This is a genomic window from Streptomyces sp. NBC_00873 (assembly GCF_045207415.1).
Taxonomy (GTDB): domain Bacteria; phylum Actinomycetota; class Actinomycetes; order Streptomycetales; family Streptomycetaceae; genus Streptomyces.
Genome location: NZ_CP108803.1, coordinates 8,264,206 through 8,283,204, shown reverse-complemented (window position 1 = coordinate 8,283,204; position 18,999 = coordinate 8,264,206). Strand labels below are relative to the sequence as shown.

The 18,999-nt window shown below is 70.1% G+C and carries 15 protein-coding genes and 3 pseudogenes; 10 read left to right on the top strand and 8 right to left on the bottom strand.

The window, feature by feature from the left end:
• Positions 1 to 49: 49 nt before the first annotated feature.
• Together OH809_RS38235 and OH809_RS38230 are read right to left on the bottom strand one after the other, a co-directional pair.
• Positions 50 to 1,555, bottom strand: a pseudogene (locus OH809_RS38235) (ISL3 family transposase).
• A gap of 504 nt (positions 1,556 to 2,059) precedes the next feature.
• Positions 2,060 to 2,185, bottom strand: a complete 126-nt coding sequence (locus tag OH809_RS38230) for a hypothetical protein (RefSeq protein ID WP_406416600.1) — start codon at positions 2,183 to 2,185, stop codon at positions 2,060 to 2,062.
• 41 nt (positions 2,186 to 2,226) lie between these two features.
• Between OH809_RS38230 and OH809_RS38225 the strand changes: the two genes are divergently transcribed.
• The 3 genes and pseudogenes from OH809_RS38225 (at position 2,227) to OH809_RS38215 (ending at position 4,089) form a co-directional block, all read left to right on the top strand.
• Positions 2,227 to 2,460 carry a hypothetical protein gene (locus OH809_RS38225; protein ID WP_406416602.1) on the top strand — a complete coding sequence of 78 codons (234 nt, stop codon included), beginning with the start codon at positions 2,227 to 2,229 and terminating at the stop codon, positions 2,458 to 2,460.
• A 249-nt stretch (positions 2,461 to 2,709) separates the two neighbouring features.
• Positions 2,710 to 2,927: pseudogene (locus tag OH809_RS38220) on the top strand (IS982 family transposase); the annotation flags it as partial.
• A 610-nt stretch (positions 2,928 to 3,537) separates the two neighbouring features.
• Positions 3,538 to 4,089, top strand: a complete 552-nt coding sequence (locus OH809_RS38215) for a hypothetical protein (RefSeq protein ID WP_406416604.1) — start codon at positions 3,538 to 3,540, stop codon at positions 4,087 to 4,089.
• A 41-nt stretch (positions 4,090 to 4,130) separates the two neighbouring features.
• Here the strand turns inward: OH809_RS38215 and OH809_RS38210 are convergent, their stop codons facing one another.
• The 5 genes from OH809_RS38210 to OH809_RS38190 form a co-directional block, all read right to left on the bottom strand.
• Positions 4,131 to 5,054 (bottom strand): hypothetical protein, encoded by a 924-nt coding sequence (locus OH809_RS38210; protein ID WP_406416606.1) that lies wholly within the window; start codon positions 5,052 to 5,054, stop codon positions 4,131 to 4,133.
• Between the two features lie 309 nt (positions 5,055 to 5,363).
• Entirely contained in the window at positions 5,364 to 5,678 is a 315-nt protein-coding gene (locus tag OH809_RS38205; protein WP_406416607.1) for a hypothetical protein, read from the bottom strand.
• A 98-nt stretch (positions 5,679 to 5,776) separates the two neighbouring features.
• On the bottom strand, positions 5,777 to 6,853 hold the full coding sequence (locus OH809_RS38200; RefSeq protein ID WP_406416608.1) for a M4 family metallopeptidase: 1,077 nt from the start codon (positions 6,851 to 6,853) through the stop codon (positions 5,777 to 5,779).
• Positions 6,854 to 8,226: 1,373 nt separating this feature from the next.
• Complete coding sequence (locus OH809_RS38195) at positions 8,227 to 8,484, bottom strand: hypothetical protein (RefSeq protein ID WP_406416610.1); 258 nt, start codon at positions 8,482 to 8,484, stop codon at positions 8,227 to 8,229.
• A 9-nt stretch (positions 8,485 to 8,493) separates the two neighbouring features.
• Positions 8,494 to 9,591 carry a helix-turn-helix domain-containing protein gene (locus OH809_RS38190; RefSeq protein ID WP_406416612.1) on the bottom strand — a complete coding sequence of 366 codons (1,098 nt, stop codon included), beginning with the start codon at positions 9,589 to 9,591 and terminating at the stop codon, positions 8,494 to 8,496.
• 133 nt (positions 9,592 to 9,724) lie between these two features.
• Here OH809_RS38190 and OH809_RS38185 point away from each other — a divergent pair.
• Positions 9,725 to 10,066, top strand: a pseudogene (locus OH809_RS38185) (transposase); the annotation flags it as partial.
• A 230-nt stretch (positions 10,067 to 10,296) separates the two neighbouring features.
• On the opposite strand, the gene OH809_RS38180 reads toward OH809_RS38185, so the two are convergent.
• Positions 10,297 to 11,772 carry a PucR family transcriptional regulator gene (locus tag OH809_RS38180; protein WP_406416614.1) on the bottom strand — a complete coding sequence of 492 codons (1,476 nt, stop codon included), beginning with the start codon at positions 11,770 to 11,772 and terminating at the stop codon, positions 10,297 to 10,299.
• Positions 11,773 to 11,862: 90 nt separating this feature from the next.
• Between OH809_RS38180 and OH809_RS38175 the strand changes: the two genes are divergently transcribed.
• Genes OH809_RS38175 through OH809_RS38150 form a run of 6 tightly spaced genes read left to right on the top strand, consistent with a single transcriptional unit; the run spans position 11,863 to position 18,995 of the window.
• Positions 11,863 to 12,936: a DUF917 domain-containing protein gene (locus OH809_RS38175; protein WP_406416616.1), complete on the top strand. Its 1,074-nt coding sequence runs from the start codon at positions 11,863 to 11,865 to the stop codon at positions 12,934 to 12,936.
• Positions 12,933 to 14,531, top strand: coding sequence for a hydantoinase/oxoprolinase family protein (locus tag OH809_RS38170; RefSeq protein ID WP_266993534.1), 1,599 nt, complete (start codon positions 12,933 to 12,935; stop codon positions 14,529 to 14,531). The genes OH809_RS38175 and OH809_RS38170 overlap by 4 nt, the downstream gene beginning before the upstream one ends.
• A 54-nt stretch (positions 14,532 to 14,585) precedes the next feature.
• Positions 14,586 to 16,178 (top strand): ABC transporter substrate-binding protein, encoded by a 1,593-nt coding sequence (locus OH809_RS38165; protein WP_406516122.1) that lies wholly within the window; start codon positions 14,586 to 14,588, stop codon positions 16,176 to 16,178.
• A complete protein-coding gene (locus tag OH809_RS38160; RefSeq protein WP_406416621.1) occupies positions 16,175 to 17,209 on the top strand; it encodes an ABC transporter permease in 1,035 nt (344 codons plus the stop codon). Before OH809_RS38165 ends, OH809_RS38160 begins: the two co-directional genes overlap by 4 nt.
• Positions 17,206 to 18,147 carry an ABC transporter permease gene (locus OH809_RS38155; RefSeq protein ID WP_406516121.1) on the top strand — a complete coding sequence of 314 codons (942 nt, stop codon included), beginning with the start codon at positions 17,206 to 17,208 and terminating at the stop codon, positions 18,145 to 18,147. Before OH809_RS38160 ends, OH809_RS38155 begins: the two co-directional genes overlap by 4 nt.
• Positions 18,144 to 18,995: an ABC transporter ATP-binding protein gene (locus OH809_RS38150; protein WP_266993526.1), complete on the top strand. Its 852-nt coding sequence runs from the start codon at positions 18,144 to 18,146 to the stop codon at positions 18,993 to 18,995. The genes OH809_RS38155 and OH809_RS38150 overlap by 4 nt, the downstream gene beginning before the upstream one ends.
• The last annotated feature ends 4 nt before the right edge of the window (positions 18,996 to 18,999 follow it).

Genomic DNA, 18,999 nt, shown 5'->3' with positions numbered 1-18,999 from the left:
ACCTGATTCATGGCTCTGTCCCGTAATCGGTGGTAGCGCTATGTGGTGGTCATTGGAGGAGGATGCGGTGGCGGAGCAGGGGAAATCCGGCTCGGCCGTGCATCTGTCTCGTGATCCTCTTGGTGCGTGTGTTGACGCCCTCGGTGCGGCCGTTGTGGTGGGGGTGAGTGAGGCCGGCGTTGACCGCGGCGCGGTCGAGTTCGAGGCCGTTCGCGAAGGTGTGCAGGTGGGGCAGGTTGCAGGCGCGGACGGCTGTGATCCACTCGGTGAGCTTGGTGTCGTTGCCGGTGGCGGGGGTGAGGAGTTCAGCGAACTCCTTGACGAGACGCGCGAGTTAGGTCATCTCGGGGCAGGCGGCGGTGAGTTCACACAGGAGTTCGGCGTCCTTGTCCCGCAGGTTGTCGGGGTGGGTGAGGAGAAGGCGGGCGAGGCGGCGCGGGGTGATGACGGGCCGGTCGCCCTCGGCCCGGCCCTGGGTGATGTAGCGGTAGAGAAGATTGAGGCTGCCGGTGTAGCCCAGTTCCTTGATCTCGCGGAAGAGCTGAAGCACGGGGACGGCGGGGTCCGCGGCCCGGCGGGCGCGCAGGTGGTCGCGGTAGGGGTCGACGAGGGTGGGCCGGTACTGCGGGGCCCGGCGCAGGGCGTTGGGCTCCTGGGTGCGGGCGTAGCGCTTGACGGTGTTGAGGGCGAGGTTCAGGCGGCGGGCGCATTCGAGCAGGCCGACGCCCTTGCCGAGGAGGTCGTGGACCTGGTGCCAGCGTTCGCGGGTGGTCTGCCCGCGTGCTCCCTCGGGGCGGGGTGGGTTGACGGTGGCCCAGCAGGAGCTGTGGGAGCGGACCTCGGCCAGGGCCTTGTCGCAGAGGTTGTGCCACAGGTGCCACCGGTCGCTGACCTGCACCGCGGCGGGCAGGGCCCGGCGTATGGCCTCGCCGTAGGCGCCTGAGCCGTCCCGGCAGACGATCTCAGCGCCGGGATGTTCGCGCAGCCACGCCTCAAGGGTGTCCGCGCTGCGGTCGGGGAGTACGTCGATCCGCTCGCCGGTCTCGGCGTTGATCACGATGGTGGCGTACCGGTGGCGGCGCTTGAGCGCGAAGTCGTCCACGCCCAGCACCCGCGGCACCCGGCGCGGAGGCAGCGGCAGTCGCATGAGCGTCCGCAGGGCGGTCGAGCGCGACACCGCGGTGGCCAGAGCCCGGGAGAGGCGGGCGCCCGCCCGGCCCGCTAACTCCTTGACTACGCTGCCGAGTTGGTCGGTGAGCCGGTTCGTCCGGCGCTGGTAGCGCCCCAGCAGGCCGGGCACCTGCTCACGAAACGTCTGCCGCGGACAGCCCAGCACCGGGCACACCAGGCGCCGCACCCTCACCGACACCACCACCCGCCTGCCGTCCACCGCCACGTCCGCCACCGTCCGGCCGTGAAAGCCGTGCACCCGCCCGGTCGGCGTCCCGCACACCGGACACGGCACCGGATCATCGCGGGTACGCGCCACCACCCGGACCAGCTCACCCTCATCCGCCACACCCTCGATGACCAGGGCAGACAGACCCGAAAACACCGCACCCACAAGGGCATTGACCTCAAGCACGCCCCAGCCTGACACACAGTGACGTACGGTCACCACCGATTACGGGACAGAGCCTGATTCATGACACTCCCGCCGCTGCCCACCCCTTGGGCGCGGTACCTGCATCACGGTGGACCGGGGGCGCTACGAGCGCGCGCAGCGGTGCTCACCGACCGAAGTGTGTGCGCCGGGCGGATCAGGCTGTCCCGGCGCACGGCTTACGGGACGGCCTGGTTCTCAGCCCACCGTGGGGCGGGCTGATGCGCACCGTCGGGTGTCAGAGGCGAAGATCTGGGCCAGGCATCTCCGGCCATTCTCCAGCACATGCCGGACGATCTCCGCGATGCCCAGGGCCTTGGGAAAGATGCCTGCGTGCGCTGCCCAATGCTCTGACCCGACCCCGTCCAGCGTGAGCGGCACGTCGAGGTCCGCGACAACCTCCTCGTCCGCATCGCCGAGATCGAACGCGAAGGACGGCTCGGCAAGGTGGAAACGCTACAGGTGAGCGTTGCCGGAGCGCAGGAAAAACTCGCCCAACTCGACCGAGACCCCGCCAGCCGCAGAGTTGTCGACCTCGGCGGCGAAGCCGACCAGGGCGAGACCGACTGCGATCTCCCGCACGGGCGTCGTAACTTCCGTACTGCCGGTGCGTTGGGCCCCTCATGCGACGGATCATCCGTCTGGCCGCCGGCGCGGCCGCTCTGCTCGTATCCACTCCCCCGCCCGTGCTCGCGGCGCAGCCCGCCGCTGCGGCCCGGATGGTGGACACCCACCGCTGCACACCGCGGGGCGACTACTGCATCGTGCTGCGGTGCGACACCTCCTCCCGGCGGGTGCCGCTGATCATCGCCCACAAGGTCTCCGGACGGGCGGGACATACCTACCGGGCCCGGTAGTCGTACAAGAAACCGGGACACGGCGCGAAGGCCAGCAGGTGGAAGCGGTCCTCGTGGACGGGCGACAACGGGCGGGCGCCCGGCGTCGCGGTGGAAACCCTGTGGAGGCACCGCGGCCGGTCCGGCGGACCGAAGATGCCCGAAGAGACCATGATGTGCATTCGGGCCCCCGGCGAGCAGGACGGGCTTGGTGGTCCGTCCCTCCTCCATCCCGCGGATGTGCAGGGTGATGGTGTCGCTGGTAAATAGCGGCCCGGATCGCATCTGCTCAAGCCGCCACGGCAGGTCATCGAATCCGTCAACGCGACCTTCAAAAGCCAGCTCGACCTTGAACGACATCGCGGCCGCACCCCGGCGGCGTGGCCGTCCGCGTCCTGCACCGCATCCTCGCTCTCACCGCAGCCATCTGGCGCAACGACCACACCGGTCAGACGACCAGACGCGCGCTCACCGCCTACGACCACTGAACCCGTTGGAATCGATCATCTGGGCGTCGCCGGCGCAGCATCGTGTAGCTGCCCGCCATCGCGGGCAGCGCCCACAGCAGGAGCACCACGGGAGCGGTGCCGCTGCTGTAGGGACCGGTGTCCTGTGTGATGACAGGGGACCGTCGAGGCGGCTTCCGTCTTCTCTGCGGAAGGAGCCGCGCGGCGTTCGTCAAGATGGCGCCTTCCCTGCATCACTGTGGGTGATCTCCGTGTTGCGCAAGCCTGGTAGTGATCTTCGGTGGCATCCCGGTGGCATGCTCGCTCCGGCAGGCCGAGGGGCCGGGCCGACGGTGTGCGGGAGGCTGTTGTGATCTGGGAGCAGGGCGGCCGTGCCCGGGTACGGGGCATGGGCCGAAGCGGCCGGGGCGGTGCCTTGAGGGCGCCGGTCGCCGTGGGCGCCCTCGGTGCCCTTGTCCTTGGAGGGTGTGCGGGGGGTGGCGGGTCCTCGCATCCGTTGCCGTCGGCGAGTGTCGTGGGCAGGGCCACGCTGTTCCCCTCCGATTCTGGGCGCGGTGGCGGCCAGGGTGGTGGTTCCGGGATCGGGTTCCCGGCCGTGAAGGTGGGTGAGTCCGCGGACACGGTCGTCGAAATGAAGAACAACGAGAAACGTGCCTGGGAGCACGACAAGCCGACGGTCGCCGGGGATGGTGCGGACGAAGGGGACGGTGTCCAGGGGGCCAAGGCCGCCGGAACCGGTACCGCGTCGGAAGCCACCGGCGACGGACACAACGTGTACCTGATCGTCGAGGACCACTGCGGTGACGATCCGATCCCGCCGGGGCAGTCCTGCACCTTCAAGATCCGCTTCATCCGGGGGTCGAACGATGCGCCTCCGGCCGTACTGCTGGAGATCGACTCACCGACGTGGCCGATCCGGACGGTGGTTACCGCCGTCAGTGAGCCGGGGGTCACCCCCAACACCGTCCCGTCGGGCCTTGAGACATCGGGCCCGGCTGTTTCCCCGGGGACCACAGGGCCGACGAGTCCCACGGGAAGTCCGACCGGTCCCGGCGAGTCCCCTGTGCCCCAGCCGCCGAGCGAGGCGCCGCAGAACACCGCCCCTGCCACTCCCGGAACTGAGCCCGGCGGCGGCGTAACACCGCCTCCCCAGCCGGCGACGCCTGGCGCCCCGGCGGCCTGACGGCCCGCAAGCTGCCCGGCGTACCGGGGGCGCGGGTGGGGTCAGGATGCCCCCGTTCCCCAGTACTCGCCGCGTACCTGCACCCGGATCGACGCGTCGTCCATGAGGATCATGGTGACATCTCCCCACTGCGGGTCCCGGTTGCCAGGGATGAGGTAGTAGTGCGTCTTCGAGTGGGCCAGTACCCGGTAGCCCTCACAGCGGTAGCGGAACGGTTGGTGTTGCTTCCCTTCGTCCACGCAGCGGATCGCCGCGCTGGCCGGCTCGACCGGCTCCCGGGCGTGAACCAGGACCGCCGGCAGGTCGCTGAAGTGGCGCTGCGCCTCGGCGGCGGCCGACGACTCCCCCACACCCCGGGCGTAGCGGGCCACGTCGAAGAACAGGACCATGGCGAGAACGGCGACCATGAAGCCCTCGGCCAGGCGCCACGGCCCTTCGTCCTGGCCGCCGGACCGGTGGTAGAGGCGGAGCGCCAGCAGCATCAGTACCGCCCCGATGGCCACAAAGAGTGTGGGTACGAGGTCTCTCGGCCATCCGGACCTCAGCCGGCTCAGCACCAGATCCGACCACCACGGCGGTTCGAGGAACACCGGGAAACCGAGGAGCAGCAGAGCCACGCCCACGGCCGCGGCCGACCGGCAGACAAGGGTCCGCAGTTGTGTGTGGCGGGGACGGGCCAGTTCGCGCTCGGCCCACCGGAAGGCGAAGAAGACGAGGACTCCGAGGGTCAGCAGGACCCAGACCGGGAGGAAGAGCGCCTGGGGGCTGCCGAGCAGGTAGTCCTGGATCGAGTAGTCCAGTTGGTTCACCCGGATGCCGAAGTAGGTGTAGTAGGCGTTCCAGTAGGTGGCTCCGAAGTAGTACAAGAGGCCCAGAACAGCGGTTCCGGGCGTCGCCACATAGGCGGCCTTCTCCACGAAGGACTTGCTCTTCGGCTTCTCCTCGGTCACCTGCTGCCGTCCCATCACTCTTCAGATGAAACAGGAATTATCCGGCGATTCGATCTTCATCCGGTGATCCGAACATAACCCGCATCGTCGATGAACGCAGATCGGGAACCGTTCTGAAGCCAGGCGTGCCCTGTTACGGGGAAGTTGGGGCTTTGCGTAGCTGGCATCTGCTTGAGGATCTGGCGGGGCGACGGTTGGTGGACCCGCTCAGGTCGAGAAACCGGCGGTAAGCGTCCCGGTCGCGTGCGGAGGGTAAGACACGGCGGGCGCGAAGGAACTGGGACATCGAGGTCTCCCGCAGCAGTCCGATCGCCCTTCCGGCGCTCAGACGGCGAGGCGACTGCCGATCGACCGGGCGACGGCAGCGTGGGAGAGGTACTCCCCGATGCTGTGGGCCCGGTCCCGGGCGTTGCCGACGGCGAGGTCGGTCGGGCTGTCCGCCCAGTCGTCGGCCAGCAGGCATCCGACAGCCACCGCGTCGGTCGGGCACCATGCGTTGAGCCAGTCCGCCACCTCCTCCGGGCTTATGGGCCCGCCGGACAGCAGCCGACGGTACACGCTGTCCATGCCGAGAGGACTGCCCGCCGTGATCAGGTGGACAACCTCCGCACCGGGAGGCAGCCGCGTGAGGAGGTCCATGCCGACGACGTGCCCAGGCTGTGGCTGACGAGGACCATCTCGCCCGCGTCCGGCACGGTCTCGAGCACGCAGCCCAGGACCCTGAGACACTGGCCGACTCAGGCCGTGGGTACGCCGACCGCATCCCACGCCTGGAGTACCGCATCGCGCTCCTGCGGCCCGTAGGCGTCGGCGGCGTCCACGGTCAGCCGAGCGAAGGACGTGAAGTCGGCGTCGCTGGCGAGCGTGCCACTGGTGAGCACGTCGTACCAGATACGGCCGGCGCCATCCCAGGCGTGGGCGCCAAGCTGGGTGGCGGCGAGGTAGAAAGCGTGGTTGGGGATGCCCGAGTTGATGTGCACGCCGCCATTGTCGGCGAAGGTCTGCACAAAGTCGTTCATGTGGGCAGGCTGCGGATCCTTGCCGAGCTCATCGTCGTCGTACGCGGTGCCGGGCGCCTTCATCGAGCGCAGCGCGACGCCTTGTACTCCGGGGCGCAGCAGTTCCTCTCCGATCAGCCAGTTTGCTTCCTCGGTTGTCTCGCCCTTGGCGTATTGCTCGACCAGGGACCCGAACACGTCGGACAGGTGCTCATTCAGAGCTCCGGACTGGCCCACGTATGCCAGGTTGGCGGTGTATTGGGTGACGCCGTGGGTGAGCTCGTGGCCGATGGCGTCGGGGGACTGAGTGAAATCGCCGAAGATGTGCCCGTCCCCGTCGCCGAAGACCATCTGCTCGCCGTCCCAGAAGGCATTGTCGTAGTCCCGGCGGTAGTGAACGCTGGCGTCCAGCGGGAGGCCGGCCCCGTCGATGGACGAGCGGGACAGGGTCTGCAGATAGAAGTCGAAGGTGGCTCCAAGGCCGTCGTAGGCTTGATTGACCGAGGTGTCCGGTACGTCGGCCTCACCCTCTCCGCGTATGCGTCTGCCGGGCAACTCCTGCCGGTGCTCGACGTCGCAGACGGTGCGGTCGGAGTGGTCGGGGCCGCGCGTCGGCCGGGCGGCGGTCGGGCCGATCTCGGCCGTCAGCCTGCGTTGGACGCGTTGTGCCGCGTCAAGCGCAAGGGTGCGGCGGGCAGGCTCGTGCACGGCCGAGTCCTCAGCTCGAGCCAGCCGGTTGAGCAGATGCGGTGGCACGATCGCACACGGCGTCGTGGCCACGGACCTGAGCGAGGAGCCTCGGATGTCGTCGGTCATGGGATGTGCTCCGATCGGTGCGGTAGCGCACCTCATCCGCCTGACGCTCGCGCTTTTCGCGGGTGATGGTACGCGTGCCGACTTTGGACTGAAGTGGTTGACGAACAGCGTCACCGTCGTCTGATCCGAGACCCGTAGGTCCACCTCGAGGCAGTCCCATGAAAACAGTGCTGGCGGTCCGTCAGATGCTGGTACGAGCCGTCGACGCCTGCGACGGACGTAAGGCGCTGCCCCCGCGATACTGGGTACGGACATACTCAAGGAGGTCGACGGGATCAACTACCTGAAGAGCACGCACGTCCGCCTTGAGATGCCGCGGCGCGAGGACGTCTTCATGTCGAAGGTGGCCAATTGCTCTGCCGAGCATGGAGTTCTCTCCCTGGAGGAGAAGACGCTTCCGGGTTCAACGGGCGATCCATGCGCGCGCGTGCTATGGCATCAGTTTCCGCCCGTCACCAGAGGCCTGCAACTCAGCGTCCAGCAGCTCCGGCCTTGGCCCGTCACTACAGCCAGGTCTCACCGAGGGGGGCGGCATTGGCCTCGGCGCCGGCACCGAGGCCAATGCCTCGAAAGCCAGGGTAATTTGGCGCAACTCGGCGTGGGTTTCCGGACGAGGCTCCACGGCGTGAGAGGGTTTCCGGTCGTGCGATCAGGCTGGATTGGGCATTTTGCCGGCATGCCCAAGATATGGATGTCGCAGGCCATCAAAATGAACCTCGGCGATCACGCGCCGTGTGACCCGGTCTTTCTGCCGAAGGCGATCGCGCGGGCTGCACCGGCAGTTCCGCCAACGGCATCCCTGGCAAAGCGAGCTGAGACAAGCTGCGCGTCCCCAACGGCTGACGGCAGTCTCCAGGGCCCCGCGGCGGACTCAGTGCGTTGCTCCGTTTGCGGGACAGGCCCAGTCGGCGCACGCTGGAATTGGAGCGTAACAGCATCGCGGAGACAGAAAATCTCGCGCGGAGTACCCGTGCGTGGGCGCTGTGCGAAGCCTGCCGCAGGATCGGCCTCCAAGTCGAGGAGGCGCGCGATGGTCTCCCCTTCGAACGTGCCATTCGGCAAGACCAACAACGACGTAAAGAGGCCTTGCAGAGCGCCCTGATCGCAGCCGGTTTCAGTATCCCTTCAGGAACCGCCGGCTTGTTCGGCCCGCAGACAAAGTCCGCCTACGCTGCCTGGCAGCGGTCGATCGGCCTCAACAGCTCGGATGCGGACGGATTCCCCGGCTGCTCCTCTCTGAGGAAACTCGGCGCCACAGCCGGGTTCAGTGTGGATTGTCGGCATACCTGGCCTGTCGCCAAGAGTTCCGTCCAAAAAGCGCCCGACCGGTGGTGGTGGTAACCGGGCGGCACCCGCGTCAGCTGTCAACTGTCTTACTGCTGAGTGGGCTTGCTCCAGTCGGGGTCGGCCCAGTGGCGCGGCTCGGTCGGATCGGGCACATCCGGACGGTACTTGGGGTCCCGCTCCCGGCGGAGCCGGACGCTCGTGTGCAGCACGGCGTGCTCGGATACGCGGCGCGAGCGCCGGCCGGTCAGGATCCAGAACGGGCCGTTCTGGTGGATGGCCGCGTCGGCGAACTCCTCGCTCACCGCACAGGCCTCGGCGTACGCTGCCCCTGCCGAAAACCTCATCCACCGAGGTCAGGCTGCATGTTGGTATTCGTGGAGAGTACCGCCGAGGCGGTCGCGTCGTCGTATGTCCAGGCGGGTTATCCCGTGCGGATCGGTGATCGGCGTGGGCAGCGGGTACAGCGGACGGGCGTTGGCGATGCCCTGATGGGGTCGGTGCCCGTTGTAGAAGTGTTCGAACTCGCGCAGGGCGTGGATCAGATGTCGCTGGTTCCAGATCAAGGTGCGGTCCAGCAGTTCGCGTCGGCAGGTCTGCACCCAGCGTTCCATGATCGAGTTCATTCGCGGCATCTGGACGCCACTGAGTACGACCTCTATCCCCGCATCCCGCAGGACCGTGTCGAACAGGTCGGAAAACTTTCCGTCCCGGTCCCGGATCAAGAACCGCGCCCGGCAGCCTGTGTCCTCCAAGTCCATGACCAGATTCTTCGCGGCCTGCACCACCCAAGCGCAGGACGGGTGCGCGGTCGCACCCAGAATGCGGATCCGGCGACTGCCGTGCTCGATCACCGCGAACACGAACAGCCGCGTCCCGGACAAGGAGACCGTCTCCAGAAAGTTGCAGGCCAGCAGGGCCTCGGCCTGGGAACGCAGGAAGTCCGCCCAGGTACTCGAGCTCCGTTCGGGTGACGGGTCGATCCCGGCGTCCCGCAGGATCTCCCAGACGGTGGAGGCGGCCACTTTCACGCCGAGGACCATCAGTTCGCCGTGGATGCGGCGGTAGCCCCAGCTGGGGTTCTCCCGTGCCAGGCGCAGGATAAGTACGCGGATGGACTGCACGGTACGCGGCCGTCCCGGTCGTTTCGGGCGTGACGCGGCAGCGTGGTGGTGTGCGACCAGGTCGCGGTGCCAGCGCAGCACGGTGTCCGGCTGAACGAGCGGCCGTAGCCGGCGCAGTACGTCCAGCGGGAGCCGATGCAGCAGCGCCGCCAGAAACACTCGATCGCTCGGGTTGAACCGCACCTTCGCCTTGCCGAGTTGACGCTCCAGCACCGACAGTTGGTGGCGCAGGGCGAGGATCTCGATGTCCTTGTCCCGATCGCTCATCGGTAGCAGGCGCAGCATGGCGAACGTGTTCGTCACACCGAGGTAAGCCAGTCGCAGCAGCACGGTTGGTCATCATGCCGCGTTGATCGATAGCCGCGCGACGGCGCAGACTCGACCGACCGCGCTCGACATCCCGTACACCCCGCACACCAGCTCCGACCAGGGCGGATGAGGTTATCGGCAAGCGCAACGCCGTATCCGGGTGCCCAGGCTCGGGCCGGGCCGCCCGCGCACCCGGCCGGACAAGGTTCGTGCCGACAAGGCGTACGGCTCCCGCGCGAACCGCACCTACCTGCGCAAGCGCGGTATCCGCTGCACGATACCGGAGAAGCGCGACCAGTTCGCCAACCGCAAGAAACGCGGCCCCCACGGTGGCCGGCCGCCGAAGTTCGACAAGGCCGACTACAAAGAGCGCCACGCGGTGGAGTGCGGCATCAATCGCCTCAAGCGCCACCGCGCGGTCGCCACGAGATACGACAAGCTCGCCGTCCGGTACGAGGTGACCGTCCTGGTCGCAGCCATCAACGAGTGGCTGTGACCAGCACTTTCGAAACGCACCCTAGCTCCGCGATGACGGTGACGCCGCAGGACTCGTCCAGCAGGCGGTCCAGGACGTCAGCAACGTTCCGGCCCTCCTTGGTGCCGTCGGCGTTCTACTTGGCCAGGGCACGCACCATCAGCTGCAGGACACTCGTGACGCCGGCGGAGCTTGCAATTTGAGCAATGTGCGCCGCCAGGGACTCGAACCCCAGACCCGCTGATTAAGAGTCAGTCCTGCAGGCGGACTCGGCAGGCGAGTTGAAGGGCGAAGGCGGTGTCGGGGTCGTCCAGGTCGGCGCCGAGCCGGGCGGTGATGCGGCGGACTCGGTAGCCGACGGTGTTGGGATGCAGGCGGAGCCGGGCGGCTGCGGCCTTGAGGGAGCCCCGGGCGTCGAGGTAGGCGCCGAGGGTGGTGATGGCCTCGACGGCTTCGTCCTGGCCCAAGACGTCGAGGGGGGCGAGCAGGTCGTCGACCGCGCGGCGGGAGAGTGGCGAACCCGACACGGCGGCCAGGATGCGGCTGAGCCCTGTGGCGTCGAAGGCGTGAACGGCGATGTGCTTGCGTGCGGCCACGTCCGCCGCGGCCCGCGCTTCGAGCGCGGACTGCCGCAGGCCGTCGATGCCGCGGTGCGCGGTGCCGATTCCGAAGTGCAGGTCTGCGGCGGGATGTTCGACGGCGAGTGCGGCCCGCACCGAGGTGAGAGCCTCCCGGATCCGGTGCTCCGGCACTTCGGCGCGACCGGTCGCGATCAGCAGGAGGTCATCGGCCAGGCGGGCGGCGTTCCACCTCTCGTGCGTGGGGTGCCGGGTCTGGTGGACGAGCAGGGCGAACGTCTCGGCGAGACGCCGGTCCTCGGCCAGGTCCGCATGGGCGGTTCCGCCGCCGTCCGAGGTGCCGGCCGTGACACCCGTCGCCGCTCCGGTCCGGACTCGGACGACCGTGTGCACCTCGTCCACGGGAAAGCCCAGCATCCGGGCCCGCTCGGCGAGTTGGCCGGCCTGGGCGCGCTCGGAGAGGATCAGTTCGGCAACGACCTCGGAGCGGGCCGCTCCGGGCGCCGTCTCGCGTTCGAGCGCGTGGGTGCGCTGCAGGGACACCGCCGCGGCGACGGCGGGGAGCACGAGGCGGACCGCGTCGTCCTTCGGTCCCGCCACACTGCCTCGGCAGCGACCCGCGACCCACACCGGCTCACCCTGGTCCGGCTCGTCGGTCAGGGTGAGCGGGCAGCCCAGTGCCTCGCTCACCCGGGCCAGCAACTCGGTGGGTGACTCGCCCGGGGTGCGCAGCGCGTCGAGTGCGGCGTCGGCGCGGGCGAGTGTGTCGGCGGCGTCGCCGCGGATGACCTGCCCGAGTTGGAGCACCACCTTGGCCACGTCCACGTCCTCGGGGACGGAGAGCACGGCGATGCCCGCGCGCGTGGCGAGGTGCGCGGCGGTGCGCGGCAGATCCGCGACGCCGATCAGCAGGAGGGCCGGGACGCCGCGCTCGGCGGCGGTGCGGATGGCGACGTCGACCTGGTAGCCGGCCGCCCGCGCGGTGGAGCGACCGGTGACGACGGCCAGCGCGCCGGGCGGCACGTGCTCGAGCGAGCGGAGCGACTCCACGGCGGCGACGGAGGTCAGCTCGGTCTCCGCCGCGGGTCCCGCGAGGAGCGCGAAGGGGATGGGCGACCCGCGTCCGAGCAGGTCGGCGACGTACGGCATGCCTGGAGTGTGCCAGTGTCACAACGGTCTGGAAAGACTTGTGTTGCTGCCACTATCCGGTCGGTTCACCTGTCGGCCACCCTGATCGGCATGCAACCGATTGATCGGATCACACCCGACGACCTTCCCGCGTTCGCACGTGGCTGTGGCGTGCTGGGGACCGGTGGCGGCGGGAGCGTCGACAGCGGTCTGCTGGCCGCCGGGCACGCCCTGAGCCGGTACGGCGACGTCCTGGTCGTCCCGCTGGCCAAGGTTCCGGACGACGGGCTGGTGCTGCCCCTCTCGGGGATCGGCGCGCCCACCGTCTCGCACGAGATGCCGATGAGCGGCGAGGAGCCCGTGCTGATCGCGGCCGAGGTGGAGCGCATCTTCGGCCGCCCCGTCTCGGCGGTGATGGCGAGCGAGATCGGCGGCAGCAATGGCGTCGGCGCGGTGGCGTGGGCCGCCCGGCTGGGCGTGCCGCTGGTGGACGCTGACAGCGTGGGCCGCGCCTTCCCGGAGGTCCAGATGGTCTCGCAGAACATCGCGGGCCTGCCGGTCAACCTGATCGTGCTGGCCGACGTGCAGGGCAACCTCTCCACGATCCGCCCGGTGGACGGACCGTGGTCCGAGGCCATCGCGCGGGCGGTGGCCGTCGCCTGCGGCGGCTCGGCGCTGATGGCGGACTACGTGATGACCGGCCGACAACTGCACGGCGCGGTCGTCGAGGGCTCGGTCAGCTCGGCGGTGTGGATCGGCCGGACCGTCGCCGACAGCGGGGAACCGGTCAGGGCTCTCGCGGAGCTGCTGCGGGCCACGACGCTGATCACCGGCAAGGTCGTGGACGTGGAGCGCCGCACCGGCGGCGGCTTCGTCCGCGGCAGTCTCATCGTGGACGGCACTGGCGGCGACCGCGGCCGGATGCTGCGCGTGGAGATCCAGAACGAGAACCTGGTCGCGTTCGAGGACGGCCGCGTCCGCGCCTGCGTCCCGGACCTGATCACCGTGGTGGACGCGGAGACCGCCGACGCGGTCTCGACCGAGTCACTGCGCTACGGACAGCGCATCACCGTCCTGTCCTGGCCCTGTCACCCGCTGTGGCGCACCCCACGCGGACTGGAGATCGCCGGGCCCAGGGCGTTCGGCTACGACCTCGATTACACCCCGGTGGAGGACCTGCGATGACCACGACCACGCTCCGCGCCACTGTCCCGGCGCGCACCACGCCCGGCGCCCGCGACCTGCGCGTGGGCATCGACGTCGGCGGCACCAACACCGACGCCGTCGTGCTGACCGCCGACGGCACGGTCATCGCCCGCACCAAGCAGGCCACCAGCGCCGACGTCACCACCGGACTGCGCAGCGCGCTGACCGCCGTGCTGGACGCGGTCGGCGAGGACGCCGGCCGCGTCGGCCGGGTGATGCTCGGCACCACGCACGCCACCAACGCGATCCTGGAGCGGCGCGGCCTCGGCCGGGTCGCCGCGGTCCGCCTCGGCGGTCCGGCCACCACCTCCGTCCCGCCGTTGCAGTCATGGCCGGGGGACCTGGCGTCTGCGATCGCCGCAGGGTCGGCCGTGCTGCCGGGCGGCCACTACGTCGACGGGCGGCCGATCAGCGGGCTCGACGAGGACCGGCTGCGGGCCTTCCTCGACACGGTGGCCGGGCGGGTCGACGCGGTCGCGCTCACCGGTGTGTTCAGTCCGGCCTTCACCGACCACGAGCTGGCCGCCGCCGAGCTGGTCCGCAAGCACCTGGGCGACGGCGTGCAGGTCTCGATGAGCCACGAGGTCGGCTCGCTCGGCCTGCTGGAGCGGGAGAACGCCACGGTCCTCAACGCCGCGCTCTACCAGGTGATCGCCACGGTCCGCGACGGACTGCACCAGACCCTGGCCGCGCGCGACCTGGACGCGGCGACGTACTTCGCCCAGAACGACGGCACCTTGATGACGATGGACTACGCCGCGGACTACCCGGTCCTGACCATCGGCTCCGGTCCGTCGAACTCCATCCGCGGCGCGGCCTGCCTGTCCGGGCTGGACGACGCGATCGTGGCCGACGTGGGCGGCACCTCCACCGACTTCGGCGCGCTGGTGGCCGGGTTCCCGCGCGAGTCCGCGGCCGGCGTCGAGATCGGCGGGGTCGGCACCAACTTCCGCATGCCCGACATCCTCGCCCTCGCTCTCGGCGGCGGAACCGTCATCGGTCCCGACGGCCAAATCGGCCCGGAGTCCGTCGGCTACCGGATCAGCCGCGAGGCGTTCGTCTTCGGCGGCGGCACTGCGACGCTGACCGACGCCGGCGTACTGGCCGGGCGCGGCGCGGGCCTGTCGGCCGGCCGGATCCCGGGCGCCGCCCACGCCCGGCTGCGCCAGGCCCTGGCCGACGCCGACGCCAGGCTCGCGGACGCGGTGGACCGGATCACCTTCGGCAAGGCCGACCGGCCGCTGGTCGTCGTCGGCGGCGGAGCCTTCCTGATCCCCGACGACCTGCCCGGCGTCAGCGAGGTGGTCCGCCCCGACCACGGCGATGTGGCCAACGCCGTCGGTGCCGCGATCGCCATGGTCAGCGGCACCGTCGAAACGATCATCCCGGCGGGTCAGGGGCGCGCCGAGGCGATCGCCGCCGCCGAGGAGGCCGCCCGTCACCGCGCCATCCAGGCCGGCGGCGCGCCCTCCGCCGTCGAGGTCGTCGAGATCAACGAAGTCCCGCTCAGCTACCTCAACGAACCCGCCCTGCGCCTGCGTGTCAAGGCCGCAGGCCCGCTCGGCGACCTGTAACCGCCCAGCCCCGGCACCCCCCGGCCCTCTCCCCAACCACAGCAGGAGGCCCCCATGGCACGGCGACTTCGCCTGCCGACGCTCGCCGCGGCCGTCGCCCTGTGCGTCGCGGGCTGCGGCGGCGGCACACCCCAGGCCGCCACCGCGTTCTCCCCCACCTTCACCTACTCCTACCACCGGGACGTCGTCACCGACTGGGACCCGGCGACCTCGTACTCCAACGAACTCATCGTCCTGCAGAACGTCTACGAGTCCCTCACCCGGTACGACCCGGCCACCCGGGCCGTCAAGCCGCAGCTCGCCACCTCCTGGGCCTCCTCGGCGGACGGCCGCACCTGGACCTTCCACCTGCGCCGGGGCGTGCGGTTCCACGACGGCGCCCCGGTGACCGCGCAGGCCGCCAAGGCCGCCATCGAACGGACCGTCGCCGCGCAGGGCGGTGCCGCCTACATCTGGGACGCCGTCAGCTCCATCGACACCCCGGACCCGACCACGCTGGTGTTCCACCTCTCCTACGCGGCGCCGATGGACGTCATCGCCTCCTCCGACTACGGCGCCTACATCTACGACACCACCCCGCCCGGGGTGAAACCCGGCGCGCTCAAGAACTGGCTGGAGGCCGGCCACGACACCGGTACCGGCCCGTACACCGTCGCCGCCTGGAACCAGGGACAGGAGGCCGAAGTCACCCTCAACGCCTCCACCGGGTACTGGGCCGGCTGGAGCGGGCGGCACTACCGCCAGATCGTCTTCAACCACACCCCCGACGTCACCACCGCCTGGCAGACCATGGAGACCGGCGAAGTGAACTTCGTCGCCCAGCTCAACCCGGAGCTGTTCAAGGAGGCGACGCACTTCCGATCGCTCGCCACCCAGGCCACCCCGTCACTGCAGAACATGATCGCGTTCTTCAACACCGCCGCCGGACCGCTCAAGGACGTGCGACTGCGGCAGGCCGTGCAGAACGCCATCAACTACGACGGCCTGCTCGCCGCCCTGCACGGCTCCGTCGGCCCGGCCCAGGGGCTCATCCCCAGCGGCCTTCCGGGCAACGACCCTTCGCTGACACGGCACCAGAACCTCTCCCTGGCCCGGAAACAGCTGGCCGAGGCCGGCTACGGCCCGGGCGGGAAGCACCTGACGCTCAACCTCACCTACGCGCAAGGGGACGACGCCCAGCAGCTCCTCGTCACCCTGCTCTCCTCCGACCTGCAGGGCCTGAACATCACCCTCGACGCCAGGCCCATGCAGTGGAACGCGCAGTGGGCGCAGGCCAAGTCCGCCGACCCTGCGCACCGCCAGGACATCCTGCTCATGTACTGGTACGCGGACTACGCCAGCGCCTACGGCTGGTTCATCAACCTGTTCCACTCCGCGCAGCCGGTCTCCTTCAACCTCAGCTACCTCGACGACCCGGTCGTCGACCGTGAGATCGACGCGATCCCGCAGCTGACCGCGACCGACCCGGCCGCCGCACGGGCCAACTACGCCCTGCTGCAGCGGCAACTGCTGGAGCAGCACGCCGCGGCGGCGCCGCTGTTCGTCAACACCTACCAGCGGGTCTACGCGAGCGGCATCACCGGCTACCGGGACAACCCCGCCTACCCGGACGTCGTCTTCGTCTACGACCTGGAGCCGTCGCCATGAGGTACCTGACCCAACGCCTCGCCCAATCCGCCCTGGTCGTCGCGGGTGTCGTCGCCCTGACCTTCGCCATCACCCGTCTCGTTCCAGGCGACCCGGCCGTCACCTACGCCGGCCCGCGCGCCACGGCCAGGCAGCTGGCCGCCGTCCGCAAGCAGCTCGGTCTCGGCGCACCGCTGCCCGAGCAGCTGTGGCGCTACGTCACGGGCCTGATCCGCGGCGACTGGGGGACCAGCCTGCACACCCGGCGCACCGTCCTGGCCGACATCTCGACCGCCCTCCCCGCCACGCTCGAACTGGTCGGCTGCGCCCTGGTACTGGCGGTCGCGGTCGGGGTGCCGCTGGGCCTGCTCGGCGCGCACCTGCGTCGTGGCAAGGGCCGATGGGGTCGCGCGGTCGGCGACGGCTCGGTGCGGATGACCTCCATGCTGGCGGTGTCGGTGCCGGCCTTCCTGCTGGCCCTGGCCGTCCAGAACCTGTTCGCCGCGCAGTTGGGGTGGTTCCCCGTCGCCGGGGAGTACACGCCGAGCCTGAACCAGACCAGCCCGCTCCAGCACCTCACCCACCTGACGCTGCTCGATTCACTGCTGACCGGCAACTGGCCCGTCCTCGGCAGCGCCCTCGCCCATCTGGTGCTTCCGGCCTTGGTCATGGCCGCCTACCCGGTCGGCGTGGTCGCACAGATGACCCGCGCCGCGCTGCTGGAGGAGGTCGCCGCCCCGCACGCCCGACTCGAACGCGCCTACGGCTTCTCCCGATGGCAGGTGCTGACCCGGTTCTCGCTGCGACCGGCCTCCGGTCCGCTGCTGGCGTTGCTCGCCCTGGTCTTCGCGTTCTCCCTGGTGAACGCGTTCCTGGTGGAGCAGGTCTTCAACTGGCCGGGTCTGGGGCGCTACGCCTCGTCGGCCATCACCTCCGCCGACGCCCCCGCCGTCGCCGGCGTCACCGTCGTCGTCGCGCTGACGTACGTGCTGACCAACCTGCTGGTGGACCTGACCCAGGCGGTCATCGACCCGAGAGTGAGACTGTCATGACCGACGGCTCCCCCACGCAGGCTCCCCCGCTCCCCGTCACGGCAACCGGCTCCGTCCCCGTCCCCCACAGCGCCTCGGGGCCCGCGTCCGCGCCACGGCGCGGACGCGTCCGACGGCTCCTGGGCTGGTCCCGGCACGTCGGAGCGGTGGTGCTGATCCTGATCGTGCTCGGCGCGGTCCTCGCCCCGTGGCTGGCCCCCTATCCCGCCGACGGCACGCACGCGACCCACCCCCTCGACACGCTGGCAGGCCCCGGTGCACAGCACTGGTTCGGCACCGATGCCGTCGGCCGCGACCTGCTCACCCGCGTCCTGTACGGCGCCCGCACCTCCCTCACCGTCGCGGCCGCCGTGCTGACCCTCTCCGCTCTGGTCGGCGTACCGCTCGGCGTGGTCGCCGGGTACGCGGGTGGCGTGGTCAGGGACGTGATCATGCGGATCACGGACATCTTCCTGGCCTTCCCCGCACTGCTGCTGTCCGTCGCGTTGGCCGCCGTACTCCAGGCCGGAACCGGGAGCGCGATCATCGCCATCTCGGTGGGCTGGTGGCCCTGGTACGCGCGCATGACCTGCGTCGCGGCGACCACCATCCGCACCCGCGGCTTCGTTGACTCGGCCCGCTGCCTCGGCGTCACCCGGACCCGGATCGTGCTGCGCCACGTGCTCCCGAACGCCGTCACGCCCGTCCTGGTCCAGCTCTCACTCGACGCGGGCGGCGTGATCCTCACCTCCGCCGCCCTGTCCTACCTGGGCCTGGGCCCGCAGGAGCCCACCGCCGAGTGGGGCCTGATGGTCCAGCAGGGCCAGGACCTGTTCATCACCGACTGGTGGGTCGTGGCCTTCCCGGGCCTGGCCATCCTGCTCACCGCCTTCTGTTTCAACGTGCTCGGCGAGGGCCTGCGCTCCGCCCTGGACCCGCACCGGGAGCTGACCAGATGAGACCTCACCGCGACAGCGACGGAGACGAGGACAGCGGGACCGCGGGCATCGTCTCCGGCCGTCCCCGCCCTGACCGGTCCGCCCTCACCGTGACCGACCTCCAGGTCCGCGTCGGCGACGGTGACGACGCCCGGCTGCTCGCCTCCCTGCCGCACCTCGACGTCCGCGCCGGGGCCTGCGTGGCCATCGTCGGCGAGTCCGGCTCCGGCAAGAGCACGACCCTGCACGCCATGCTCGGCCTGACCGACGGGCTGAGGGTCTCCGGCCGCATCATGCTCGGCGACACCGATGTCGTCAGCGCTCCGGAGAAGACTCTCAACACTCTGCGCGGCGCCCGCATCGCCCTCATCAGCCAGAGCCCGCAGTCCTCCCTCAACCCCACGATGCGGCTCGGCACGCTGATCCGGCGGGTCCTCGCCCGCCACGGCATCCGCGGCACCGAGGTCCGGCAACGCACCGACGACGCGCTGCGCGACGTCATGCTCGACCCGGACCTGCTGCGCCGCTACCCGCACCAGATCTCCGGCGGCCAGGCCCAGCGCTTCGCCATCGCCATGGCGGTCGCGCTACGCGCGGACGTCGTCCTCGCCGACGAACCGACCAGCGCGCTCGACGTCACCGTCCAGGCGGCGGTACTGCAGTTGCTGGACCGGCTGCGGGCCGAGCATGGCATCGCCCTCGTCCTCGTCTCGCACGACCTGGCGGTGGTCTCCCGGATCGCCGACCACATCGTCGTCATGCGGCACGGACACGTCGTCGAGTCCGGCCCGGCCACCGACGTGCTCGCCGCCCCGTCGGCCGACTACACCGGGGAACTGCTCGCCGCCGTTCCCACCCTTGGAGAGTGAGCGC